Consider the following 25,409-nt stretch of genomic DNA (forward strand, 5'->3'; position numbering starts at 1 on the left):
ATGAAAATGCCCAAAAGAATAATTCTCGACAGCTCTGCCCTCCTGAGAATGCACACCAAAAGGAACAAAGACCTCCTCGAGCTTGCCCTGATGAGGTTCGAAATCCTAGTCCCGCAGATCAGTGTATACGAATATCTCTTCACGAAGGCATGTTTGGGGAAAAATCCAGATCATGTGATGGCCGTGTTAAAGGAGCTCTACCATATAGTTCCCCCAGATGACGAGATAATCATCAAGAGCGCAATAATCACGAAAAACCTCCTGAAAAGCAGGACTAAGATGGCCACCAGCGACATCCTCGTCGGGGTTACGGCCATAGTAAAAAACGCCCTCCTGATAACGGACATCCCTGAGCATTATAATCCTCTCAAAAAATACGGGCTGGACGTGATAAGCACTGAGAAGTTTATTGGGGAGCTTGAACAGCTTGCCCTCGGGCTCTCAAAAGATAGCTCTGAGGCGATTTCAAAACAGCTTTCGGAGGGGATTTGAATGGACAAAAAACTTCTGGGCCTCTTAATTCTGGTCGTGATGCTCGGCAGTTTCATAAGCGGGTGCATAGGGGGAGAAACACAGACGACACCTTCTTCATCATGGACCTCAACCACTCAAACAACCTCAATGGCTCCCTTAGATAGTTCCACAACTCGGACCACCACAACTACCGCGACGACTACCACAACGAGCAAAACAACCACCCCTACGACTACCACCTCCACAGCACAAGTGCCCGCTGAAATCCAGGAGAATGGGAGAAGGTGGAAACTCATATGGCACGATGAGTTTGAGGGTGAAAAGGTAAACGAAAACTACTGGACGTTCGAGATAGGGAACGGAGGGGCATACGGAATCCCTGGATGGGGAAACAACGAGCTCGAATACTACTCACCAAACAACACGAGGATAGAAAACGGCATGCTCGTGATAGAGGCCAGAAAGGAATGGGCTACCGACGAGTACGGCACATATATGTACACCTCCTCAAGGCTTAAAACCGAGGGGAAGGCAGAATTTGCCCCGCCCGTGAGAGTAGAGGCGAGGATGAAGCTACCGAAGGGCAAGGGACTCTGGCCGGCATTCTGGATGCTGGGAAGCAACATAAGAGAAGTCGGATGGCCCCAGTGCGGTGAGATAGACATAATGGAGTTCCTCGGCCATGAGCCAAGGACCGTTCACGGCACCGTCCACGGGCCTGGATACTCGGGAGGCCGCGCTATAACCAAGAGCTATACCCTTCCAGAAGGGGTTCCGGACTTCACGGAGGACTTTCACGTTTTTGCCATTGACTGGTTCCCGGACAGGATAGAGTGGTACGTTGATGGTACACTCTATCACGTGGTCACGAAGGAGCAGGTCGAGGCCATGGGCAAGGAGTGGGTCTTCGACAAGCCTTTTTACATAATCCTGAACCTGGCGGTTGGGGGCAACTGGCCGGGACCGCCTGGTGCCACGACAAAGTTCCCGGCAAGGATGTACGTTGACTACGTGAGGGTCTATAAGCTCGCTGAGGACTGAATATCTTCCGCCTTTTTATTTTCAATACCCCGGGAGGTGATGGACATGGAAAAGTACAGGTTCGATGAAAAGGGCAGGTTTGTTATCGAGGACTACAACCGCTTAAGGCCTTTCGCGAGCTTCTTACCCGGAATAGCGGGGAAGAAAGGCATACCCATGTGGGTATTTTACGTGAACAGGGGACAATGCGTGAGCTCCTTTGGCGTGCAGGACAAGGATCACCCGATAATGGAGTTCAACTCCGCGATAAGGGCCTACCAGACGGTTAGAACCCTCGGCTTCAGGACTTTCATCAAGCTCCCGGATGAGGGGGTTGCCTACGAGGCCTTCACTCCCTCGGAGGGAAGGGTAAAGCAGAGGATGTACATAGGGAGAAACGAGCTCGAAATAGAGGAGATAAACAAAGACCTGGGACTCAAAATTAACGTGCTCTACTACACGCTCCCAGGAGAGCGGATACCCGCCCTCATCAGGAGGGTCAGGATAAGGAACATCTCCGACTCCCCGAAAAGAATCGAGCTCCTTGACGGAATGCCCATGATAATCCCCTATGGCGTCAACGACTACGTCATAAAGCACATGAACACGCTCGTTAAGGCCTGGATGGAGGTCTACAACCTCGACAAAAAGATGCCCTTCTTCAAGCTGAAGTCGTCAACGGAGGACGTCCCAAAGGTCACGGAGCTCACGGAGGGGACGTTTTACATCTCCCTCGTGAAGAAGGGTGAGACGAGCGAGCTCGTGAGGCCGATAGTTGACCCCGATATAGTTTTCGGGACTGACAGTTCGTTAATCTCCCCTGAGAACTTCATCAGGAAACCCCTAGGTGAGCTGGCCAGTGAAAAGCAGGTGACCTTCAACAAGATACCCTCCGCCTTCACGCCCCTCGAAACAGAGCTCATGCCCGGTGAGGAGGTCAAAATACACTCCGTTATAGGCTATGTCCCACACATAGCCCTCCTCGAAGAATACGAGAAGAAGTTCGCCAGCGAGGAGTACCTTGAGAAGAAGTACCTCGAGAACAGCGAGATAATAGAGGAGGTTGTTGAAGACATCTGGACGCAAACCGCTTCCAAGCTCTTTGACGAGTACTCGAAGCAGTGCTACCTTGACAACGTCCTCAGGGGAGGCTATCCCCTGCTCCTTGAGGAAGAAAATCCCTTTGTGTACTACATCTACCTGAGAAAGCACGGCGACCAGGAGAGGGACTACAACTACTTCGTGCTCGTTCCGGAGTACTACTCTACCGGAAACGGGAACTTCAGGGACGTTAACCAGAACAGGAGGGAGAACGTCTTCTTCCACCCCGAGATAAGGGACTACGACATCAAGTTCTTTATGAACCTCATACAGGCCGACGGCTACAACCCGCTCGTGATCAACGGTGTGAAATACCGCCTGAAAACCGAAAGGACGGACTTCCTGAAGGAGCTCGTGGACAATCCGGAACCCCTTGAAGAGTTCCTGAGGGAGCCGTTCACCCCCGGAAGACTGATGATGTTCGTGGAGGAGAAGGGAATAGAGCTGAAGGTCTCCGAAGAGGAGTTCCTCCGCAGAGTCCTCGAACACTGCGAGGAGGAGGTTGATGCGGTTCACGGGGAGGGCTACTGGTGCGACCACTGGACGTACAACCTCGACCTTATAGAGAGCTACCTTGGAGTGTATCCTGAGAAGAAGAGGGAGCTTCTGTTCGAGGATTACAGCTACACCTACTACGACAACGCCATGGTGGTGCTCCCGAGGTCAAAGAGGTACGTGCTCGAAAACGGCAGGGTGAGACAGTACAACTCCCTCGTCGAGGACAAAGAGAAGAAGGCCCTCATTGAGTCCCGGAAAGAGTACAGGCACCTCATGAGAACAGCGAACGGAAGGGGAGAGGTATACCGCACGAACCTTATCACCAAGCTCCTCAACCTTGCATTCATCAAGTTCGCGACACTCGATCCAGCTGGAATGGGAATAGAGATGGAAGCGGGGAAGCCGGGCTGGTACGATGCCCTCAACGGGCTTCCGGGGCTCTTTGGCTCGTCGGTGGGAGAAGCTGCAGAGCTGGTGAGGCTCTTTGAGTTTTTAATAGATTCCCTTGAGGAGTTTCCCGATATTGAGCTCAGAATCCCCGTTGAGGTATGGGAGCTCTTTGAGGAGGAAGCCAGGCTCGTTGAAGAATACAACCGCAGGGAGGATGAAGACAGGGACCACCGGTTATGGGAGTCCCTTTCAGAGCTCCGGGAAAGGTACAGGGATAGGACAAGGCTCGGTTTTGACGGAAAAGAAGTTGAAGTTAAAGCCAGAGAACTCCTCGATGGTCTGAAGCTCCTCCGTGATAAGCTCAGGGCAGGCCTCGAGAGGGCCATAGAGGAGAACAGCGGCATAATGCCGATGTATTTCTACTATGAACCGGTGGAGTATGAGGTCAATGAAAAGGGTGAGATCAGGATTCTAAAGTTCGAGCAGAAGAGAATGCCGCTCTTCCTTGAAGGTGCCGTCAAGCAATTCAAAATCTTCAGGAATGACAGGGAACTTTTGAAGGAGGTTTACAAAAAGGTCAAGGAGAGCGACCTCTATGACAAAAAGTTGAAGATGTACAAGCTCAACGCTTCCCTGAAAGACCAGCCAATAGAGATAGGCAGGGCAAGGGCCTTCACCCCGGGGTGGCTTGAGAACGAGTCCATCTGGCTACACATGGAGTACAAATACATGCTCGAACTCATAAGGAGCGGACTCTACGAGGAGTTTTACGAGGACTTCCGGAACGTCATCGTTGCCTTCCTCGACCCGGCCGTTTACGGAAGGAGTCCCCTTGAAAACACCTCCTTCATAGTCAGCAGCGCCTATCCTGACGAGTCCCTCCACGGGGCGGGGTTCTATGCCCGGCTTACAGGGGCAAATGCGGAGTTCCTGAGCATCTGGAAGAACATGTTCATAGGGGAGAAGCCGTTCGATATAGAAAACGGCGAGCTTGTACTCTCCTTCAGGCCCGCACTTCCCGGCTGGCTGTTTGACGAGGAGGGGAAAGTGAGCTTCAAGCTGTTCTCGAGGTGCAGGGTTACCTACCACAACCCAGCCAAAGTGGATACGTGGAAGCTGGACCTCGGAAAAGCCAGGATCCTCCTCCACCTCGACGACGGGAGGAAAGTTGAGGTAGAGGGCAACAAGGTTAGAGGAGAGCTTGCCAGGGCTGTCAGGGACGGAAAGGTGGCCTCGATAGACGTTTATTTTCCGGCGAGTTAATCTTCCATTTTTGGGAGGTGGAAAAATGAAGGTGGCCGTCGTTACCGGCGCTTCAAAGGGTATTGGTAGGGCAATTGCGGAGGCCCTTGCACGGGAGGGCTATAACCTAGCCCTCGGTGCGAGGAGCGTTGACCTCCTGGAAGGGCTTTCAAGGGAGCTGGAGGAAAAGCACGGGGTTAAAGTCCTCCACCGCTATCTGGACGTCTCAAGCCCCCAGAGCTTGAAGGAGTTCGCTGAAGCAGTTTTGGAGGAGTTCAGGGGAGTTGATCTTCTCGTGGTAAACGCTGGGATACCAATGGGCGGCAGGCTCGACGAGGTGAGTGATGAGGACATGGAGCGAGTCTTCCAGGTGAACGCCCTCGGTGTCTGGAGGACTATAAAACTCTTCCTGCCGAGCCTAAAGGAGAGACGGGGAACAGTAGCAGTCGTCACGTCCTACATCTCAACGATGATACTGGCCAATGCAGGGGCCTACGTGGCTAGCAAGTGGGCGGCGAGGGCCTTTACGAAGACCTTCCAGGTGGAAAACCCCGAAGTGAAGTTTATCGAACTCCGCCCCGGCATGGTGGACACTTACTTCTACGGCAAACCAGGAAGGAAGATAGAGGAAGGCTTCATGAAGCCAGAAGATGTTGCAGAGCTCCTTGTGGCACTGCTGAAGCTTCCAAAACACGTTTTAGTGGAGGAAGTGCTGTTCAGGTCAATTTACTAACACCAACACTTTTTTGATTTTTCTAGGTGTTCCCCGTTACTTTTTTCTTTTGAAAGTCTCGCCCTTTAGGACGGGGAGGAAGTCAGTGGGTGATTACAAAAAGATGTTATTGACCCGCGATTACGTTTCCAAGCCCCCCATTAACGGCATAAGTCTCTTTCTCAGCTTTTGGATCCTCTCGCGGACGTTGTGGGAGTTCGTTCCAGAACCTCAAATCTTTTGTTCCTTACTTGGAACAACAAAAAGTTTTTATGCCCTCATTCGAACGTTAAGACGGTGATTTTCATGGAAGACCCGTATATCTGGATGGAGAACCTCAACGATGAGCGCGTTTTAAAGCTCGTTGAGGAGGAGAACAAACGCTTTAGGGAGTTTATCGGTGATCTCAGCGACGAACTCTTCCCGGAGGTCTGGGAATACTACTCGATGCCGACCCTTCACGGCGCGAGGCTCACCGATAAGGGCATAATCGCAATGTACAAGGAACGAGACAGACAGGTCATAAGGTGGCTTGGTGGAGATGTCATAATCGACTCAAAGGAACTTGAGAAGGAGCTCAACGACGAGGTTCTCCTCCAGGGGTTCACCGCGGACAAATCTGGAAAGCTCCTTGCCTACAGCTTTTCCATAGGAGGGGCAGACGAGGGGATAACCAGGATAGTAAACCTCGAAACCGGCGAAATCCTGGAAGAGTTTAAACCCTCGGTCTGGAACGTCACGTTCCTTGAGAACGGCTACTACTTCAGCAGGTTCTACAGGCACGGGGAGACGCCGGACGGGGTTAAAGCTCCGGCTGTTAGGCTCTTCTGGAAGGACGAGAACGGCGAGAGGATGGTCTTTGGGAAGGGACTTGGCTCGGGCTACTTTATGGGACTCAGGAAGAGCACCGACGGAAAGTGGGCGATGCTCACCGTCACCTTCGGCTGGAACAAGGCGGATATCTACATCGGACCGATAGACGCCCCCGACCTCTGGGGGAAGGTTTACTCCGCTGAAGTTCCGGCGGAGCCCATAGATGTTGTCAACGGCAGGCTCTACGTCCTCACAAGAGAGGGCAAAGGACGTGGGAAGGTCATAGCCATCGAAGGGGAGAACATCACTGAGGTAATTCCTGAAGGAGAGTTCCCGCTGGAGTGGGCGGTAATCGTTGGCGACAAAATCCTCGCCGGCAGGCTCGTGCACGCGAGCCACAGGCTGGAGGTCTATTCACTCAGCGGAGAAAAGCTCGACGAGGTAACCTTCGACCTCCCCGGAAGCGTCTACCCGCTCGACACCGACGGGAAGAGGGTCCTTCTCCGCTACGAGAGCTTTACAGTACCATATCGCCTCTACGAGTTCGACGGGGAACTTAAGCTCGTCGAGAGGCAGGAAGTTGAGGGCAACTTCAGAGTCGAGGAGGACTTTGCGGTCTCAAAGGACGGCACGAAAATCCACTACTTCCACGTGAAGGGAACTGAGGACGAGAAAAAAGTCTGGGTCTTCGGCTACGGAGGCTTCAACATCTCGCTGACGCCTCGCTTCTTCCCGCAGGCGATTCCGTTCATCAAGCGCGGCGGAAGCTTTGCGATGGCCAACCTCCGCGGTGGAAGTGAGTACGGCGAGGAGTGGCACCGCGCTGGAATGAGGGAGAACAAGCAGAACGTCTTCGACGACTTCATAGCCGTCCTGAGCAAGCTTAAGGGGGAGGGCTACAGGGTTGCAGCGTGGGGAAGGAGCAACGGCGGGCTTTTGGTTTCGGCAACACTTACCCAGAGACCCGACGTCATGGACTCAGCACTGATAGGTTACCCCGTCATTGACATGCTCCGCTTCCACAAGCTCTACATCGGTAGCGTCTGGGTTCCCGAATATGGAAACCCAGACGACCCGAAGGACAGGGCGTTTCTGCTTAAATACTCACCGTACCACAACATTGACCCCAACAAGAAATACCCGCCAACGCTCATCTACACGGGCCTGCACGACGACAGGGTTCATCCGGCGCACGCCCTCAAGTTTTTCATGAAGATGAAAGAAATCGGCGCACCGGTTTACCTCCGTGTCGAGACCAAGAGTGGCCACATGGGTGCATCGCCGGAGACGAGGGCGAGGGAGCTGACTGACCTGCTCGCATTCGTTGTGAAAACCCTCGGGGCTTAGTATTCTTCCTTTTTATGCCCCTCACTCCTCCTCGAAAGGTTCTTATATTAAATTGCCGAATTAATGTAGGGGTTAGCATGACCATCCAACGGATATCCACCGGAATCCAGGGCCTTGACGTTATGCTCCAGGGGGGTCTCATACCCGGAAGGGTTTACCTAGTTAAGGGTGCCCCAGGAACTGGAAAGACCACTTTGGCGATGCACTTCGCGATGGCGGGCGTTGAGAACGGTGAGGATGTCCTCTACGTAACCATTGAGGAGCCGGCTGAGAACCTGAAGGTCGATATGAGCAAGCTCGGCTTCAACCTCCGCGATCCAAGGTTCTCGCTCATCGATGCGACCCCAACAGCGGAGCGCTACGTCCTGATCACGGACTTCTTCGAGGAGTTCGCAGGGAACATCGAGAAGATGACCGACGCCATAAAGCGCCAGTTCCAGGAGAGGAACTATACGAGGGTAGTCATAGACCCGATAACGATGCTCAAGCTGACCGCCACAAAGGAGATAGACTATCGCAAGGCTTTTTTGAGCTTCATAAAGAGCATGATGCGCCTCAGGGCCACAGTCCTGCTGACCTCCGAGCTCGAGAAGACCGACATAGAGGAGTACCTCGTCAGCGGGGTCATCGAGCTGAAGGCCTTTAACGCCGGCGGCAGGCTGACCCGGGGCGTGAGGATAATCAAGTTCCGCGGCAGCAGCTTCGACGGCACCATCAGGCCCTACGAGATAACGGACAGGGGGATAGTAGTCTACCACGACCGCATGATCTCGTTACCCTGAGGCCTCTATCATCTCCATTATCTTTCTGTGCAGCTGTTTTATCAGCTCGCGCCTGTCCTCCATGAGCACCACATCGCTCGAACCTATCGCCTCGAGGTTGAATGCAAAGGGACTCGGAACGTCATGCTCCTCAACCACCACCCTTACCTTCCCCTCCATGATCCACCTCAGGAACAGCTCCGCGTTCTCCACGTCCATCTTGTCCTCCATTATCTCGCGGTAGACCTCCTTCAGGAGCGGGAAGTCCGGGTGATTCTCCTTCAGCACCTTGAGCAGAGCGACCGCCATCACCTGCTGCCTTCCGAGGCGCTTGCTCCTGCCTATGTAGCGTCTCAGTATGAGCAGTCCGCGGTTGGCAACGTGGCGGAAACGCCTCTTGAGGAGCTCCGTGTTGTCGAGTGCTCTCTTGAGCGTCTCCCTGAGGTCTTCAACCTGGAAGAGTCCCCTTATCTCGTCCTCGGTCAGCTCGGCCTCCGGCGGAAGGATAAGGGCGAAGCCGTTGTCGTTTATCGCAACACCGACGTTGCACCTCTTCCACTGGCTCACGAGATAGGCGAAGGCCCTGCTGAGCGCGTCGTTCGCCCGCCTGCCGACGAGGGTGTGGAAGAAGTACTCGTTCCTATTTTCTCCCCTGACGACCTCGACGAGAACCGTCTCGTCGTCGGGCACGGTGGAGTATCGCGCCTGCTCGCGGAAGTACGCCAGGATGGCCCTCGCGGCGCGCTCGTCTATGCCGTACTTTCTCATCAGGAAGTCCTTGGCTCTCCTGTTGTTGACCAGTTCGGAAACCTCCCGTCTAAAGCGCTGGATGTCGAGGGCCAGATCGAAGCTCAGTGGGAGCATCTCCGAGAACCATGCCGGAATAGTGGGCTTCGCGCCCTGCCTCGGGATGACGTATATCTTGTTGCCCCTGCTCTTGACGAATTCATAGGTTCTGCCCGCCAGAACGAAGATGTCGCCGGGCATCAGTCTCTCGGCAAACTCTTCCTCAACCGTCCCGATCATCTGTTTGTCCATCGTGTAAACGCGTATCTTCGCTTCGTCGGGTATGGTGCCGACGTTCATGTAGTATATCGCCCGTGTCATCTTGCCGCGCCTTCCGAAGCGACCGTCCTCGAGCCATATCTTCGCATAGACCTTCCTCTCCTCCAAGCCGGCGTATTCACCAGCAAGATAGTGGAGGACACTCATGAAGTCCTCGAAGGGAAGGTCGCGGTAGGGGTAAGCGCGCCTCACGACGCGATAGGCTTCCTCGACTTCCCAGACTTTGTTGAGCGCCATTCCCAAAAGGTGTTGCACCAAAACGTCGAGCGGGTTCTTTGGGATCCTGACGCGGTCCAGACGTCTGTTCCTCGCGTTGTGGGCCAGAACCGTTACCTCCACCAGGTCGTCCCTGTCTAGGGCAAGGATGATCCCTTTGCTGACGTCATGGAGCCTGTGGCCGGCCCTCCCGATGCGCTGTAACGCGCGGTTCACGCTCTTTGGCGAACCGATGAGGACAACCAGGTCTATTGTACCGATGTCGATCCCCAACTCCAAACTCGTCGAGGTGACAACCGCCTTGAGCTCGCCCCTCTTCAGCCTCTCCTCGACGTCCAAACGAACCTCCCTGGACAGCGAGGAGTGGTGGGCCTCTATCAAACCTTCGAACTCGGGATAGCGCTTCTTCAGGTTGAAGGCTACCCTCTCGGCACCGCTCCTCGTGTTGGTGAAGATAAGCGTCGTCCTGTGCTCCCGTATCAGCTCCGCTAAGCGCTTGTAAAGGGCCTCGCTCAGCGTTCCTGCATCGGTGTAGATGAGGTCATCGACAACGCTTTCAACCCTTATCTCGGTCTCCTTCGCGAAGCTGACGTCGACTATCAGGCCGGGCCTCGGTTTCCCTTCATCGTCGAAACCGAAGACGAACTTGGCGACCTCCTCAAGCGGGTGGATTGTGGCACTCAGGCCTATCCTCACGAACTTCTCCTCCGCCATCTCCGCCAGCCTTTCGACGCTCAAAGCAAGGTGCGTTCCGCGCTTGTTCTCAGCCAAAGCGTGAACCTCATCGATTATGAGGTACCTAATCGTCTTCAGCCTCTCGCGGAACTTGGGGGCGTTCAGAGCTATCGCCAAACTCTCCGGTGTGGTGATGAGTATGTGCGGCGGTTTCTTCACCATCTTGCTCTTCTGATAGCTGGAAGTGTCACTCGTCCTTATGCCGACCCTTATCCCCGGAAGCTCGTAGCCGAGCTCCTTTGCCACTTCCTGTATCTCCATCAGAGGTCCCTCAAGGTTGCGCTTTATGTCGTTGTTGAGGGCCCTGAGAGGTGAGACGTAGAGGACGTAGATTCTATCCTCAAGCTTCCCCTCCTTTCCGAGGAGAATGAGCTCGTTTATCGCCGCTAGGAAAGCGGAGAGCGTCTTCCCAGAGCCAGTTGGGGAGGAAATCAGGACGTTCTCTCCTTTGTGTATCTCCAGAACGGCGTAGCGCTGGGGAGGGGTGAACGTTCCAAACTTCCGCTTAAACCACTCCCTAACCGGCTCGCTGAGTATCCCAAATATCTCCTCGTCCGTGTACTCGCGCTCGGCTCGCCTTATCCCCTCCGCGCTCATCGGTCTTCCTTTCATGGCTTGGATTTTTAAACTATTCGGTTTCCCCAACAAACTTTTTAAGTGCAGAGGATGAACTCCAAACGGTGAGAGAGATGGGAGATAAGTTTGAGAGGCTCCGGCGGGTTATAGACGAGTTCAACAGACTCCACGGCAGCGAGGCTGAGTCAAGTATAGTCTCAGTTGACGGGAATGAGGTCATTATCGAGTTCGAGGGCTCCTTCTGCGCAACCTGCGGGCTGTACGACTACTTCGACGATATAAAGTGGGAGGCTCTTGACTTCGGACTCGAAATCGAGCCGGTCGAGGTCATTGAGGCTGAAGAGGACGAGTTTGAGCACGGAAGGTACGTCGTGAGGTACCGGCTGGGCAGAAAGTCCATGCTCGTCCCGATACCGCGGAAGGCCGATAAGGGTTAAAAGCCCTCCCGAGAATTTCTCCCCATGAACCCGCTCCTCCTGGGACTGCTCGCCATCTTCCTCTGGGACGGCTACTTCTTCTTCAATTACATAATTAGTCTTTTCAGGAATTACAGAATTCGAGAATGGGAGCCGAAGGTGAGCATCCTCATTCCAGCCTACAACGAGGGCGAGCGAATTCTGGGGGCGATAAAGGCCGCCCTCGCCCAGGATTATCCGGATTTCGAGGTCATTGTAATCGACGACGGAAGTGGGGACGGCACGTTCGAAGCCGCGAGCTCCGTAAGCGACCCGAGGCTGAAAGTTTACAGGAAGGAACACGGAGGGAAGGCAAGAGCCCTCAACTTCGGCCTCTCGAAGGCTTCCGGTGAGGTGATAGTCACCACCGACGCCGACAGTTACCTTGAGGAGGATGCCCTCAGAGAGCTCGTGAGGAGGTTTTATTCCGAAGAAGTCCTCGCCGTCGGTGGGCAGGTCCGCGTTGAAGGGGGCTCTTTCCTGGAGAGAGCGCAGGACGCGGAGCACCTCAGGATAGTGATGTTTAGAAGGGCCAAAGAGCTCGACGACCTGAGCGTCGCGCCGGGACCGATAGCGGCCTTCCGCAGAGAGGCCTTTGAGAGGATAGGCGGTTTCGTTGAGGACGTGGTTGAGGACTACGCCACCACGAAGGTCCTGAAGGGGTTTGGAAAGGTCGTCTACGCCCCCAGTGCCAGGGTCTGGACCACGATGCCTAGGTCGCTGGGAGCCCTCTGGCGCCAGAGGAAGCGCTGGTTCCTAGGTGACCTTAAGAACCTCGGTGGCGGCTTCACCAAGGACTGGGCCTTTCTCCTCCTCGGTGATGTGATAGCATTCCTTGACGTTTTAATTCCCCCAATACTCATCCTAACCGGTCTCTGGGAGTTCTTCGTCCTCTGGTGGTTCTTCGAGACGTTCACTATGTTCCTCCCGACGCTCTTTGAGGGGGGAAGGCTCTCCAACGCGCTCCTCTTTCCGATGATAGTCTGGTTCTGGGCGGCTTTTTACCTGACGCTCCATATCTACGGCTACGTCCGGCTCCTTCTGGGAAGGCTTTGATTCCGGTTCGAAATATTTTTAAGTGCCCTTCCGTCGGTTGACTATATAGATTATGTAGCGACAAATAGATTATAGTGGTGGCGGGAATGGTACTGCTTGCTTCAGCACTTTTCATGGCGTGGGCGATAGGGGCGAACGACAGCGCGAAGGCTGTAGGCACCGCCGTAGGCTCTGGTGTCATCGGGTTCAAGCGCGCCGTCCTCCTCATCGGGGTATTCGTAACTCTCGGCGTTTTCCTCGGCGGTGCCGGCGTCTCCGGAACCATCTCAGGGATGGCCGAGGGGATGAACCCCACCCACGTCGGTCTCGTCCTATTCAGCGCCGCCACCGCGGTAACCCTCGCCAGCCTCTGGGGAAGGCCGATTTCAACCACCCAGTCCATAATCGGTGGGTTGGTGGGAGCTTCCCTCGCTCTGGGCCTTCCGGTCAACTGGTGGACGGTGGGAAAGATAGTTTCGGCGTGGGTTCTCTCTCCCCTTATTGCCGCCCTCTTTGCGGTGGCCGTTTACAGGATTTACAAACCCGCGATGAAGGGAATAAAGGGCCTGCGCAACCTTGAGCTTGCCCAGAAGTGGCTCGTCTTCACAGCGGCTGCCTACTCCTCCTTCAATCTCGGAGCCAACGAGCTCTCGAACGTCGCCGGCCTGCTCCAGAGCCTCGGCGTGGACGGGCCCTTTAAGCTTGTCCTGGCCCTAACCCTCGCCCTCGGCGCCCTGACCTTCAGCTACAACGTTATGATGACGGTCGGGAGGGAGCTAGCCCCACTAGGACCTACCTCCGCCTTCTCGTCCCAGTTCGGCGCCTCGCTCGCGGTCAGTGCCGCCAACCTTTTCGGCCTCCCGGTCAGCTCGGGTCAGGCCATAGTGGGTGCCATCAGTGGTCTCGGCCTCTATAAGGGGGAGAACGTCAACCTCGGGCTGCTGGTGGGGATAGCCCGCGGCTGGGTCGTTGCTCCCATCGCGGCAGGGGCGCTCTCGTACGTCATGATCACCATTCTGGCTTAGACTTTTAAACCGGCCGCCCTACTCCCGGGGAGGTGTTGCGAGATGGTCGATTTCAGGTTCGAGGTCAAGGCGCGAGACGCTGCCGGGAGGATTGGAAAGCTGACTGTAAACGGCAAGACGATAGAGACACCGGCGATAATGCCGGTTGTAAACCCGAAGCAGCTCATAGTAACCCCGAAGGAGCTTAAGGAGATGGGCTTCGGAATTATCATCACGAACTCATACATCATCTACAAGACGCCCGAACTGAGGGAGAAGGCGCTTGAGGTGGGAATTCACAGGCTTCTCGACTACGATGGCATAATCGAGGTGGACTCCGGCAGCTTCCAGCTCATGCGCTATGGGGGCGTCGAGGTCACCAACCGCGAGATAGTCGAATTCCAGCACGATATCGGCGTTGACATAGGCACCTTCCTCGACATACCGACCCCGCCCGATGCTCCCCGTGAGAAGGCGGAGGAAGATTTGAGGATAACACTGGAGAGGGCGAAGGAAGCCGAGGAGATAAAGGAGATAGCGATGAATGCGGCCGTCCAAGGCTCGACTCACCTCGACCTGAGAACCTACGCGGCAAAGAAGCTGGGCGAGATGAACTTTGAGATTCATCCAGTTGGGGCCGTCGTCCCGCTCATGGAGAGTTACCGCTACAAAGACCTCGTTGACGTCGTTATCGCCTCGAAGCAGGGATTGAGGCCTGACAGGCCTGTCCACCTCTTTGGTGCCGGCCACCCGATGATCTTTGCTCTAGCCGTCGCTATGGGGATAGACCTCTTCGATTCTGCCAGCTACGCCCTTTATGCCAAGGACGACCGCTATCTAACACCGGAGGGAACGAAACGCCTGGAGGAGCTCGACTACTTCCCGTGTTCCTGTCCGGTTTGCAGTCGCTACACTCCTCAGGAGCTCCGCGAGATGCCCAAGGAGGAGCGGACGAGGCTTTTGGCCCTTCACAACCTCTGGGTCATAAGGGAGGAGCTGAACCGCGTGAAGCAGGCGGTGAAGGAGGGAACGCTGTGGGAGCTTGTAGACGAGAGGGCGAGGAGCCACCCCAAGATGTTCGCCGCCTACAAGAGGCTGCTCGAGTACAGGGAGTATCTTGAGAAGAATGAGCCGGTTACCAAGGCGAGCGCCTTCTTCAAGGTCAGCGAGGAATCCCTGAGGTGGCCGACGGCGGTGAGGGCGAAGGAGAGGGCAGAACGCGTTAAAGACAAGTTTCCGAAGACGATAGAGCACCCGATATTCGGTGAGATTCCAAAGTATCTAAGCCTCAGCTACCCATTCGCCCAGAGTGAGGGAGAGAAGGACTTCAGCATAAGGAAGCCCTCCAAGGACGAGGCGAGGAGCTACGTCATGGCTATAGCGGAGTACCAGTTCGGTGAAGGGGCTGGAGAGGCGTTCAGAGATGCATTCGTTGAGCTCTCTAGAAAGACCGGCATGCCAAGGCAGATAAAGGCCAAGGGCAAGCACCTCGCCACCTTCAGAGCCGAAGATGGCCTCCTAACGCTCGGAATAGAGGGGGCGAGGAGACTCCACGAGGTTCTCCCATTCCCGAGGATGCGTGTTGTGGTCAACGAGGATGCCGAGCCCTTCGCGAGGAAGGGGAAGAACGTCTTCGCGAAGTTTGTGATCGATGCGGATCCGGAGATAAGGCCCTACGACGAGGTTTTGGTGGTGAACGAGAGGGACGAGCTTCTGGCGACGGGTCAGACGCTTCTTAGCGGGGAGGAGCTTAAGGTCTTTCAGAGCGGGCTGGCGGTAAAGGTCAGGAGGGGCATCGAGAAGTAGAAAATTTTATAACCCCCCTCCCTTTTCCTATTGCGGGCGGGCCCGTGGTCTAGATGGTTATGACGCCACCCTTACAAGGTGGAGGTCCGGGGTTCGAATCCCCGCGGGCCCACCATAACGAAAGACAAGGGGGCTCCGCCCCCTTATCTCTCTGTACTCTCAAACCCCCGATGCGGGGTGAAGCCCCGCAACCCCGTTTTTCTTAAACTACTGGGGGGCTAACGCCCCCACACCCCCCAATCAGCCCTCGCAAAGCAAGCGCTGGCGGAATGTTGTTGACTGTTTTTAGAATGCTAAATTGATGAAGGGTTTCCCATTATCCTTAACAGACAACCCTATGCTTGAATTCTCTCATTGGTGCTCTTCTCCAGGAGTTCCCTCCTTTGACGCCCTTCGGATGTCAACTGACAACCGTAACATATATCAGTATTGAGAGCAAGAATTCTATGGTGGTCTCCATGTTCTTTTGGGATGATGAGAAAAAATCTGCCAGTAGGAGGGACATAACGGGAGCTATGCGAAGAGACATCATTGAGATTGTAAAGAGGAAATGTGAATATTGTGGGAGGCGGATAACTACAACTACTGGTTATATCCATCACATCACACCAGTTCGAGAAGGTGGAAAGACTACTCCCTCTAATATCATAGTTCTATGTGGCGACTGTCATAGGAAGGCTGACAATGCCATAATAAAGAGAACAGAGCTAAGAAAGAAAGTTAGAAATAGACCGAAGGAAGTCCAAAGTGCTATCCAACGTGTCTTAAACAGGAGCAAATCCAGAAGGCCTTCCAATACAAAACCTAGAGACGAATTTAGTTTTATAGAGCCTGACTTCAGTTTCTTTGACGAACATAAAAAGAAACGTGGAAGAAAAAGGAAGAAATCTGACGATGATTCATGGTGGCCTCAATTTATTTGACAAACATACTTTGTGGTGGTTTTAGTCATACTGTCAGGATAAACAGTGGGGCGTTAGGTTTAAGTTTATGGCGAGTCCTAGTAAAGCGTCGGTTAAAATTGAACTCATAATAAAAAGCTAGGTCAACAGGTGGAATCCAAGACTCACTCCAGCTCGTCTCAATGGAACCCTTCTCAAACCGGCAATTTAAGAAGAACCACGAACTTTTGGTGAAGCTTTTTCCAAAAGCTTCCTCTCAAATCCCTGGGGTGACTCCTCCGCAGCTCTGCCGGTGGTGTTAAAAAGTTCGAAAAACTTGTCATCTCAGGGTGGTGAAAATGAAGGTCCACTACGAGTGCTTCGCCTGTGCCGCGAACCAGTGTCAGAAAATCGTTGAGATTGGCACAAACGACCTTGAGCTCAGGAGGAGGGGTGTCATCGAGGCGGCGAAGCTAATGGCGGGGATAAACGGAGATTCCATTCCGGCGGTTTTCGGGAGCGAGGTATTCCTAGGCGTTTACAGGGTCATAGGCAACGACGACCCGTTTAAGGAGTACAAGGAGCTCTCGAACAGGCTGGCTGAGAAGGTCGTCTCAGACATCGAGAAGGAAGGGCCAAACCTTAAGACCGCGCTAAAGCTCGCCATAATCGGCAACGTGATAGACTTCGCCGTCGGCTACTCCCCGGAGAGAATCGAGGAGGACGTTAAGGCAATGCTCAGCGAAGAGCTCTACGTTGACCACTCCGACGAGCTCTTCGAGAGGCTGGGGAAAGCTAAAACCCTCCTCTACCTCGCGGACAACTGCGGGGAAATCTACTTCGACAGGCTCTTTATAAAGAAGCTAAAGGAGGCATTTCCGTACCTGAAAATCTACGTCGCGGCGAAGGACGGCCCGATAATCAACGACGCAACGGTTGAAGATTTGAGGAAGGCATGCTTTGGGGAGTTCGCCGGGATAATCTCCACTGGCACGAGGATAGTCGGTGTTCCGCTCGACCGGGTTTCCGATGAGTTCAGGGAGGTCTTTGAGAAAGCCGATGTCATAATTGCCAAGGGACAGGGCAACTTCGAGACGCTGAGCGAGGTGAAAGATAACCGCGTCTTCTACCTACTAAAAGCGAAGTGCAGGCCGATAGCAAGGGAACTCGGAGTGCCGCAGGGGAGTATGGTTTGTTTGAAGGGGTAAATACCACCCCGATAGTATACTATCACCTTGTAGTTGAAGAGCACCCCAACTCACGTCCCTTTTTTCGGAACTCTGAACAGGTTAATAAACCGCCTGTGGGATCATTCAAACCATTTGGTAACAGTCGAGCATAGAATTGCATATTTGAGTGCATTCTAGAGTGCCGAAACTTTCTTATAGTTCCTCGTAACAATCATCTATGAGCTTCCTTAAGATGGTCTGGGGGTTACCAAATGTCTGAAAAGGATCTTCATTACCTTATTACTCGAATTATCAACCCCCATTTGAATTGGATTATCGCTTCTTTGCGTTCTAACAATCGTGTCTTACATGGCCGGGATGGGTATACCAGCATCCATTGGGTGGATCATACCTTAAGCGACACGTTTGCCTCAGAGCTTGAAGGATGGAGGGATAATCTCTGGTATAAGTACAAGGAGGATTTTCTTGAGCGTGGTGCTGAGATTCTGGATTCTCTTCTTGAAATCATGATCCGGATTGAAGCTAAACTTCCTGACAACGACAGCAAGAGCAGGATAATGTCCGATCTGTGGAGAATGGCGGGGGAAATAGAGGGCTATCTTGAACTCAATGGCTATTTGGAGTCAAGGAAAGAGTACTTCACCAACAAGGCGCTTGAAATTAGAAAAAGGGATGAAGAGCTCAGACGGAAACTGGAGGAACAGAAGAAGAGAGCTGACATAGGCAGTAGAGCGAGCAAAAGATTGGCTGGAAAGTCCATCTTTGAGTCAGAAAGAAAAATTGTCCATCCCCATAACAAAAGAACCGTTTCTCCCAACACCTTCCAAGAAAACCCTAATAAAAAGCGAAAATGGAAGTTTCCTTGGAAAAAGTTCTTCGGGATTATATTGGTGTTTTTGGTATTCTTCGCCCTCTACGATCTGAGTCATACTAACGGACGACTTGTGCGACAGGTTATTCCCGACGAGATTGAGGCTAAGATTTCAGAGTTTTGGGGCACAGCTAAGAACTTCACTGGGGAAACAGCTTCTGTAAAGTCACTGACATCCACTGCAGTTGCATGCTCCCGGGCGGATTATTCTTTGGAAGCTGCGTTGGAATGTTACCTCAACGATCCAGATGAGTTCCAAGTCTTGGGCCCTTTGGCGTCCCGACTAAAGGGCTCAACCCTGCAGGAGAGCTCATGGAACATCTTGGAGTGGGAGGATCAGAACATCCAATACGACTGGGCAAAATACAACGGTTTGGGATCAACCAAGATACAGAAGCCATCTGAGACCATTCAGAGTGGTTCGGGGGTTTGCGTAGATTACGCTGTCTTGACTGCGGGCCTGCTCTTGGCGATGAACTATTCTCCAGTATATGTACTTGAAATTGACTTCTCAAACGACCAGATGGGGCATGCAGCCGCTGCGATAAAAATTAATGGGCAGTTCTTTGTGATAGACCAGCATCCACCGATAATGGATTTGGGGACGTACTGGAAGTATTGGGCCTATTGGCGCAGCGAATACTCCGGCGGAACCTTAAAGAATTTGATAATATCCTCTGCAAAGGTCTACGAAGCAAGATTGGAGTCGGAAAAAGTTGTTGTTGACTACGTGGGAACTCTGACTGGTGAAGAATTCAAGAAACACGATTACACTTTCTCAGAGACCGATTTAACAAGGCTTATCTCGGACTTGAGGGCAAGGTTCCTTAGGGAGTTCCCAAACCTGCAGCTGGACTCAAAGATTTCTAACCTTGACACTACTGCGTATTTGCCGTATGGCTACTCTGCTGGGGTCACGTGGAAAACTACGTTTCCGGATTTCACCGAGCACTACAACCCCATATTCCACGATGAGTTCGTTGATTACATGTATTCCCGGATAACAGGCAGCAGAAGGGTTGTTTCTGACTTGGGAACTTATAATAGATTTTGGGTTAAGGGGCAGATAGAGGGCGACAACGTGAAGGTAGTCCTATGTTTGGCCAAAAAATAGCCGCGATACGACCTTTTCATATATCCCCATTATTATGTTGCCCTTTTCTCCCCCTCCGGGAACTCCCAGTTCTTCGTTATCTTTGTGACGTTCCTCACGAGGGCCTTCTCCTCGGGATGTCTTGAGACGAGCTCTTCTAAGAAAGAAATCAGCTCGTCGTAGGCCGGCTTGTCAATCGGGAACGGTACTTTGTCCTTGCCGCCGACAGCATAGCTGAACTTGAACGGATCAGGAGGATGAGTTACTGGGTCCTTCCAGCTCGGGTGGACGTCGTAAACCAGCTCAAGGACGAGCGAGAGAGCCCTTAGAGTGCTCGGCCCGAGGCCCTTCAAAAGCAGAAACTCCTCGTAGTTCGAAACGCTGAGTTCTCTCGCAAATTCTAAGGCCCTCTTGTTCAGCTCAAACTTTCCAAGGCTCTCGTAGCGTTTAAGGATGTCTTTTTCCCAGGGCTCGCGGGGTTTGTAATAGACCAGCGGACGGTAGCCCTTCGCTATGGCCTTCAAACCCTCAAGCTCGCGCTCTATCTTCGCCGGCTTTTCCTGGATGACGTCGAGGAGAGTCTTCTGGTACTCCCTCGCTTCCCTTGATACGGTATTGAGGGCGAACTCCCTTTTAAGGCCCGATATGGCGTTGTGTGGATCGAGGGTGAAGGTTTCAGTGTCGAACCAGTGGAAGCGCCTCGCGAGCCTTTCCCTCTCGTTCATTCCCTGCTGTACCACAGCCCAGTTGCCCTCCTCGTCGAGGAAGAAGACGTGGTGGTAGAGCTGGTAGCCGGTCTGGAGGGCGACTGTGTCAACCTTAGCAACGAGCCGGGAGGTTCTAACGTACGGCTCGGGGTCGAGCTCGTAGAGCTCCGCGATGGTTTTCAGCTCCTCGGGAGTCGCCCGGCTTTTCTTCCCCTTTCCGCCGGCTGCTTTTACTCCAAGTTCCTCCCTCCAAAGGGCGTCCTTTATCATACCGGCCGTTACCGTTGTCGAGCCACTGCTGTCCCAGTCCATCCCGATGACGTTGTTGAAGGCCTGAAACCACACCGGGTCGAAGAGCCTCTTGAGGAGGCCTCTCGTCCCGTATTCCTCGACGGCTAAGATGAGAACTAACCTTGTCAGCTTCCTCATTCGCTGGGCGAGCCACCCCGGGACGTGGCCGCCGTGGAGGGGTAAATCGGCGACGTTCCTCATCGGAGCTATTTGGGCCTTTGGTGTTTTAACGGTTGTCCCTTAAAATCCTCAGGATTTTCCATGCTTTTTCGCAAAATGCCCGGGAAATGTTGTCCTTATGAAAGGGAAAGCCTTTTTACCCCTCGTTTCGAGAGAGGTCTGAAGGTTTAACGCTTACGGAGGGTTGAGAATGGGAGTTGAAAAGGTTCCGAAGTACGACATCCCGACCAAGAAGGTTGACTACGTTTTTATCGAGCTCGACAAGATGAAGCCCCACGAGCAGCTCGTCCAGAAGGAGCTTGAGGCCTTCATCGAGAGCGTTACTGGAAGCGGCATCTTCTGGAAGCCGATGCTCCTCGCGAAGGTTCCAGGCGAGGACATGTACCTCATCGTTGACGGCCACCACCGCTGGGCGGGTTTGCAGAAGCTCGGAGCGAAGAGGGCTCCGTCGGTCATACTCGACTACTTCAGCGACGACGTCAAAGTTTACACCTGGTATCCAGCTTTCAAGGGAGACCTCAACGAGGTCATTGAGAGGCTCAAGGCCGAGGGCCTCGAGGTCATCGAGGATCTGGAGGCAGAGGAGAAGGCCGAGAGGGGAGAGATAGCCTTCGCCCTCGTTGGTGAGAAGAGCTTCGCCATTCCTGGCGGCCTCGACGAGCAGAAGAAGGTAAGTAAAGTGCTCGATGAGATGAGCGTTGAAGGAAGGATAGAGCTCATCTACTACGGCCTCAAGGAGGACGCCAGGGAGGACATGGCCAAGGGCGAGATCGACTACGTCTTCATCAGGAAGGCCCCGACCAAGGAGGAAGTCATGGAACTCGTCAAGCGCGGTGAAGTTTACTCACCGAAGACCACCAGGCACGTCCTTCCCTTCAACCCGGACAAGATTGACGTCAAGCTCGAGGAGCTGTTCTGAAGGTTTTTAACCTCCCCACCTTTCCTTCTTCGCCCGATGACGATGGATCAACCGGCTGAACCGTGATGACCAGTCCAGGAAACCGAGGGCCTGCACCTACATAACCACTTTCAAAGGATATAGACTTCCACTCCCCTAAATGGAACGGTAAGAAAATGTTGAGGTCTCTCGTTCCCTCCTCACGGGAACTCCCGGAGATAAAGCCGAGTCATTAAACTTCAGGATAGTCCGCTCCCTCAAGGAGATATCCACGGAGAATGCGGTCGTTATAGGCAGGGGTGGCGAAAGGGTTCCTCCTGGATGGGAGTCAATCACGGTTAGCGCCGTGAGGGGATTCTTTGGACCGAAGGAGTTACGAAGAATCCTTGAGGGTATCGTAGCAAGCCTCAAAAACGACCCCGACAAGGCAATCGTCATAGCCTGCCCCGAATACCTTGCCCTCCACAACGGCTTTAGGGCTCTCGTAAGGTTCCTCAACGACGTAAGGGACTACGCGATTCTGTTTAGCGGGCGAGTCTACCTCGTCACCGACGAGCTCGCTTGGGATCCCAGAGAGTTTACCCTACTGAAGGGACTCGAGGAGTAGACCTTTAAATATTCACTCCAATTTTCCTAGGGAGTCAAAATGCTTAGGGGGTTAATCTTCGACGTTGACGAGACCCTGGTCTACTACGAGGGCTACAACCACCGCGACTGGTATGAGGAATGGGTAAAGCCCGAGCTGGAGAAGCATGGCATTGCCCTTGACTACGAAACATACAGGAGAACCGTAACCGGTGAACTCCCAAGGAGCTACGTGGAGCGGTTTGGCATCGACCACGTTGAGTTCTGGAAGCTGGTCGACCGGGTCAACCTCTCCTACCGGCAGGAGATGGCGAGGCTCGGCAGGATAAAGCCATTCCCGGATGTTTCCGCACTGAAAGAGCTGAGGAACCTTGGATTGAAGCTTGCCGCTGTCAGTAACGCCTCCCAGGACTGCACGGAGTTCGTCCTTGATCTCTTTAATCTGAGAGGCTACTTCGACGTCGTCTACGGCAAGGACTACTCCAACCTCGACGGCGTCAAGCCCAACCCCTACCTTGTCGAGAAGGCCCTGAAGGCCCTCAACCTGAAGCCTGAGGAGGCCTTAATGGTCGGAGACAGTGCCCACGACGTTTTAGCCGGCAAGGGGGCCGGTTTGAGAACCGTCAACGTAACGCGCTTTGGAAAGGTTGAGGGGGCTGACTACTACGTGAAAGACCTCTGGGAGCTTGTGGAACTCGTGAAGGAACTCTTCTCCAAACGTTCCCCAGAGGTCTAACCCCAACCACCTCCTGCACCTTTTAGTGGTCACCATGGAAGCGGACTTCAGGTGTGAGGGTGTGGGGCACCGCTTGAGATGTCGCTCGAGACGATAGTGGCGATCTGCCCCTACTGCGGCCACGAGATAAATCGCTGTCCCAACGGTCACATAGTCCCAGAGGGGGGCGAAGTTCTGCCCTGTGTGTGGGGCAAAGATAGAGTGACTGGCTCCTTGCCACTTCTTTTTTTTGTTTGTAGTAAGGTTTATATGATGTCACGAGATATACTATTTGTTGGGTTCTAATCAGCCATCTGGTGTTGGGATAATTGGAGTGCGGATGGCAACTTGGGAGGTTCAGACATGAGAAGGTTCTTCCTCGCTCTGCTCCTATCCTTCCTCTTAGTGATGCCCTCAGTTCAGGCATTGGATCCCAAGGCATCCATCATAGAGTTTCAGGGCGCCCAGTACCTCGAGAGAGTTACCCGCCAGGTCGCCGAGGGGCAGTACGACATCGGACTCTTCTCCCTACCTATGGAGGATTACCTGCTTTTCGGCGGCGACGTTCTCAAAAGCCTCGATTTATACAGCAGGACAGTCTCATACAACGAGCTGACTTTCAACACTTATCACAATCCTGACAAAGATGCTCCGCTGGTTACCGTTGGTGGTAATGTCTACTTCAACCCCTTCGCGGTTCGGGAAGTACGCTTCGCGCTGAATTACCTCATAGACAGGAATTACATCGTCCGGGAGATATACAAGGGCGGTGCTGCCCCGATGTTTGGTTGCGTAGGACCCAGCCACCCGGCGGACAGGTATTTCGAGCCGGTCTACTCTGCCCTTAACCTCTCCGACTCCCAGAACGCTGAGCGCGCCATAGAGCTCTTCAACGAGGGAATGGGCAAAGCTGCTCAAGCGGTCTCAAGGTACAACCACACCCTCGAAAAGGTCAACGGCACGTGGTACTTCGACGGTGAGCCGGTTACGGTTAAGTCCGTTATCCTGATAGAGGATGAGAGGCAGAAAATCGGCCGCTACGTTGTCGATTTGATTGAGAGGTATTTTGGTTTCAGGGTCGAGCGCCTTGAGTGGGACAGGCAGAAGGCCGGTCAGGTCGTCTTTGCAACCTCACCGAGAGAGTACGAATGGAACCTCTACACGGGTGGCTGGAACGTTAGGCTCAGTGAAGTCCCGAGCGTCTGGGTTGACGACTACACCGCCCGGTTCTACGCCGCCTGGTACGGCTACCTGCCGGGCAAGGACGAACCCAAACACAGGAACACCGTTACCGTGGGTGAGTTTTTCAGGTACGTGGGCAACGGCGATGCGGATGAGGGGCTCCGGGCAATAGGGGCGGAGTACTACAAAAGCACCTCTGAGCTGAGAGGGATTCTCAACTGGACTGAGGAGGAGCTGACGAAACTGCTCGTCCGCTTTAGCCTTGAGACTGATGGTGAGAACTACACCCTCGAAAGCGCCGAGCAGTACTGGGACCTCCAGAAGATATCGATAGGCTTGGGCATAATGGAGAGCGCGAGGGTTTTCCTCACGGAGGTCTGGGAGCTTTCACCCGTCAACAGAGAGAGGGTCTTCGGGATAGATGCGGATCCGAACGTGGGCCTCTTCAACAGGTGGAGCCTCCTGAGCGCGGAAACGCCAGACGGCGTTCTGAGGGTTGCCTACTTCGTTCCCACGTGTGGCTGTACGTGTCTCCCATTTAACCCTGCAGTGGAGTCCCGGTACCCCGTCTTTCCAATCGACCTTTGGGACCTCCTCCATGACCCGGCTGGGTACACCGATCAGAACGGCATCTATACACCCTACAGGTGCATGTGGAGCGTTGAACGGGGGAACTTCACGGTCCCGGAGGACGCTGTGATCTACAACCAGACCCGGGGCTGGATACCTCTGCATGCGGGCAAAACGGCCAGGATCCGGGTTAGGGTCTCCTGCGATCTCGGCGAGTGGCAGAATGGGATTAAGATGAGAACGGCTGACATCAAGTACTACATCGCCTTCCTCTACACCTGGGCCTATGAGGATGTCCCCAACGACCTCTATTATGAGGACGACCTCTCGGACACCGCGAACTCGCTCCGGAACGTTCTCGGCTTCGAATTTAGGGACGACGGCTACGTCGTCTACGGCAGCTATTCTCACCCAATCGCCGATGACCTCACGGCGAAGGAGTACGTCTTCTACCCAAAGTCTCCGTGGGAGCTCTACTACGCGATGGGCGAGCTCGTGGCGAACGGGAGTGCCTACGGCATCTATGAGAAGTACTCCCTTGGCAACGCCGAGGGGAGGGTGGAGTGCCTCAACCTCCTGACCAAGGAATACGTCGCCGACCTGAGGAGAATTCTGACGTCTCTGAAGGACAGGGGCGCCATTCCTCCCGCGATTGCCGGCGAGGTGAGCGACCCGGAGGAGGGCTACGCGAGGCTCATCAAATGGATAGACGCCTTCGGCAACGCTGTCATAAGCGACGGCCCCTTCTACATTGAGAAGAACATCCCGGAGAATTTGTTCATGGGGCTGAGGGCCTTCAACGGCTCAAGTCCCATCGCTCCCCCAAACATCACCACGACAGCCCCTGTTTCAGCCTCCCCGAAAAGCTCTCCGATCCACCAGAGCGGAGGGGAGCCGGAAACCTCACCCGGCACCTGGCTTCCCTATGCTATAGGTCTGGGAGTCCTGCTGATACTGGTGCTGGTGTTCCTTAAGGGCAGGAAGGGATAAGTTTGA

Annotated in this window: 19 protein-coding genes, 1 tRNA gene and 1 pseudogene; 19 read left to right on the plus strand and 2 right to left on the minus strand. The window is 53.9% G+C overall.

Features of this window, described 5'->3' with window-relative positions:
* From A3L08_RS06990 to A3L08_RS07015, 6 genes are all read left to right on the plus strand, one after another.
* Nucleotides 1-492 (plus strand): type II toxin-antitoxin system VapC family toxin, encoded by a 492-nt coding sequence (locus A3L08_RS06990; RefSeq protein ID WP_088854335.1) that lies wholly within the window; start codon nucleotides 1-3, stop codon nucleotides 490-492.
* Entirely contained in the window at nucleotides 493-1,515 is a 1,023-nt protein-coding gene (locus A3L08_RS06995; RefSeq protein WP_088854336.1) for a glycoside hydrolase family 16 protein, read from the plus strand.
* A gap of 39 nt (nucleotides 1,516-1,554) precedes the next feature.
* Nucleotides 1,555-4,746: a patatin-like phospholipase domain-containing protein gene (locus tag A3L08_RS07000; protein WP_232461697.1), complete on the plus strand. Its 3,192-nt coding sequence runs from the start codon at nucleotides 1,555-1,557 to the stop codon at nucleotides 4,744-4,746.
* Between the two features lie 25 nt (nucleotides 4,747-4,771).
* Nucleotides 4,772-5,458, plus strand: coding sequence for an SDR family oxidoreductase (locus A3L08_RS07005; RefSeq protein WP_088854338.1), 687 nt, complete (start codon nucleotides 4,772-4,774; stop codon nucleotides 5,456-5,458).
* Nucleotides 5,459-5,743: 285 nt separating this feature from the next.
* A complete protein-coding gene (locus A3L08_RS07010; RefSeq protein WP_088854339.1) occupies nucleotides 5,744-7,597 on the plus strand; it encodes a prolyl oligopeptidase family serine peptidase in 1,854 nt (617 codons plus the stop codon).
* A gap of 77 nt (nucleotides 7,598-7,674) precedes the next feature.
* Nucleotides 7,675-8,379, plus strand: a complete 705-nt coding sequence (locus A3L08_RS07015) for an RAD55 family ATPase (RefSeq protein ID WP_088854340.1) — start codon at nucleotides 7,675-7,677, stop codon at nucleotides 8,377-8,379.
* Here A3L08_RS07015 and A3L08_RS07020 read toward each other — a convergent pair.
* Nucleotides 8,371-10,971, minus strand: a complete 2,601-nt coding sequence (locus A3L08_RS07020) for an ATP-dependent helicase (RefSeq protein WP_088854911.1) — start codon at nucleotides 10,969-10,971, stop codon at nucleotides 8,371-8,373. The genes A3L08_RS07015 and A3L08_RS07020 overlap by 9 nt on opposite strands.
* Nucleotides 10,972-11,063: 92 nt before the next feature.
* Here A3L08_RS07020 and A3L08_RS07025 point away from each other — a divergent pair, with 92 nt between their 5' ends.
* The 8 genes from A3L08_RS07025 to A3L08_RS07060 all read left to right on the plus strand — a co-directional run bounded on the left by A3L08_RS07025 (nucleotide 11,064) and on the right by A3L08_RS07060 (nucleotide 19,306).
* Nucleotides 11,064-11,387, plus strand: a complete 324-nt coding sequence (locus A3L08_RS07025; RefSeq protein ID WP_088854341.1) for a hypothetical protein — start codon at nucleotides 11,064-11,066, stop codon at nucleotides 11,385-11,387.
* A gap of 24 nt (nucleotides 11,388-11,411) precedes the next feature.
* Complete coding sequence (locus A3L08_RS07030; RefSeq protein WP_088854342.1) at nucleotides 11,412-12,461, plus strand: glycosyltransferase; 1,050 nt, start codon at nucleotides 11,412-11,414, stop codon at nucleotides 12,459-12,461.
* An 86-nt stretch (nucleotides 12,462-12,547) separates the two neighbouring features.
* Nucleotides 12,548-13,465 (plus strand): inorganic phosphate transporter, encoded by a 918-nt coding sequence (locus tag A3L08_RS07035; protein WP_198362102.1) that lies wholly within the window; start codon nucleotides 12,548-12,550, stop codon nucleotides 13,463-13,465.
* A gap of 42 nt (nucleotides 13,466-13,507) precedes the next feature.
* Entirely contained in the window at nucleotides 13,508-15,250 is a 1,743-nt protein-coding gene (gene tgtA, locus A3L08_RS07040) for a tRNA guanosine(15) transglycosylase TgtA (protein ID WP_088854343.1), read from the plus strand.
* A 38-nt stretch (nucleotides 15,251-15,288) separates the two neighbouring features.
* A tRNA-Val gene (locus A3L08_RS07045) sits at nucleotides 15,289-15,365 on the plus strand.
* A gap of 331 nt (nucleotides 15,366-15,696) precedes the next feature.
* Complete coding sequence (locus A3L08_RS07050; RefSeq protein WP_157721596.1) at nucleotides 15,697-16,173, plus strand: HNH endonuclease; 477 nt, start codon at nucleotides 15,697-15,699, stop codon at nucleotides 16,171-16,173.
* A gap of 317 nt (nucleotides 16,174-16,490) precedes the next feature.
* The gene (locus tag A3L08_RS07055) at nucleotides 16,491-17,339 is read left to right on the plus strand and encodes a damage-control phosphatase (RefSeq protein ID WP_088854345.1); all 849 of its coding nucleotides are present in this window, start codon (nucleotides 16,491-16,493) and stop codon (nucleotides 17,337-17,339) included.
* Between the two features lie 233 nt (nucleotides 17,340-17,572).
* Entirely contained in the window at nucleotides 17,573-19,306 is a 1,734-nt protein-coding gene (locus A3L08_RS07060) for a transglutaminase-like domain-containing protein (RefSeq protein ID WP_088854346.1), read from the plus strand.
* Between the two features lie 32 nt (nucleotides 19,307-19,338).
* Here the strand turns inward: A3L08_RS07060 and A3L08_RS07065 are convergent, their stop codons facing one another.
* Nucleotides 19,339-20,484 carry a DUF763 domain-containing protein gene (locus A3L08_RS07065; RefSeq protein WP_088854347.1) on the minus strand — a complete coding sequence of 382 codons (1,146 nt, stop codon included), beginning with the start codon at nucleotides 20,482-20,484 and terminating at the stop codon, nucleotides 19,339-19,341.
* 169 nt (nucleotides 20,485-20,653) lie between these two features.
* Between A3L08_RS07065 and serK the strand changes: the two genes are divergently transcribed.
* The 5 genes and pseudogenes from serK (at nucleotide 20,654) to A3L08_RS07085 (ending at nucleotide 25,403) form a co-directional block, all read left to right on the plus strand.
* On the plus strand, nucleotides 20,654-21,382 hold the full coding sequence (gene serK / locus A3L08_RS07070; RefSeq protein WP_088854348.1) for an L-serine kinase SerK: 729 nt from the start codon (nucleotides 20,654-20,656) through the stop codon (nucleotides 21,380-21,382).
* 268 nt (nucleotides 21,383-21,650) lie between these two features.
* Nucleotides 21,651-21,968, plus strand: a complete 318-nt coding sequence (locus tag A3L08_RS07075) for a DUF835 domain-containing protein (RefSeq protein WP_394335140.1) — start codon at nucleotides 21,651-21,653, stop codon at nucleotides 21,966-21,968.
* Between the two features lie 39 nt (nucleotides 21,969-22,007).
* Entirely contained in the window at nucleotides 22,008-22,682 is a 675-nt protein-coding gene (locus tag A3L08_RS07080) for an HAD family hydrolase (protein ID WP_088854350.1), read from the plus strand.
* 102 nt (nucleotides 22,683-22,784) lie between these two features.
* Nucleotides 22,785-22,887: pseudogene (locus tag A3L08_RS10255) on the plus strand (zinc-ribbon domain-containing protein); the annotation flags it as partial.
* Nucleotides 22,888-23,024: 137 nt separating this feature from the next.
* Nucleotides 23,025-25,403: an ABC transporter substrate-binding protein gene (locus A3L08_RS07085; protein ID WP_088854351.1), complete on the plus strand. Its 2,379-nt coding sequence runs from the start codon at nucleotides 23,025-23,027 to the stop codon at nucleotides 25,401-25,403.
* Nucleotides 25,404-25,409 lie beyond the last annotated feature (6 nt).

This window comes from Thermococcus pacificus, assembly GCF_002214485.1.
GTDB classification, from domain to species: Archaea; Methanobacteriota_B; Thermococci; order Thermococcales; family Thermococcaceae; genus Thermococcus; species Thermococcus pacificus.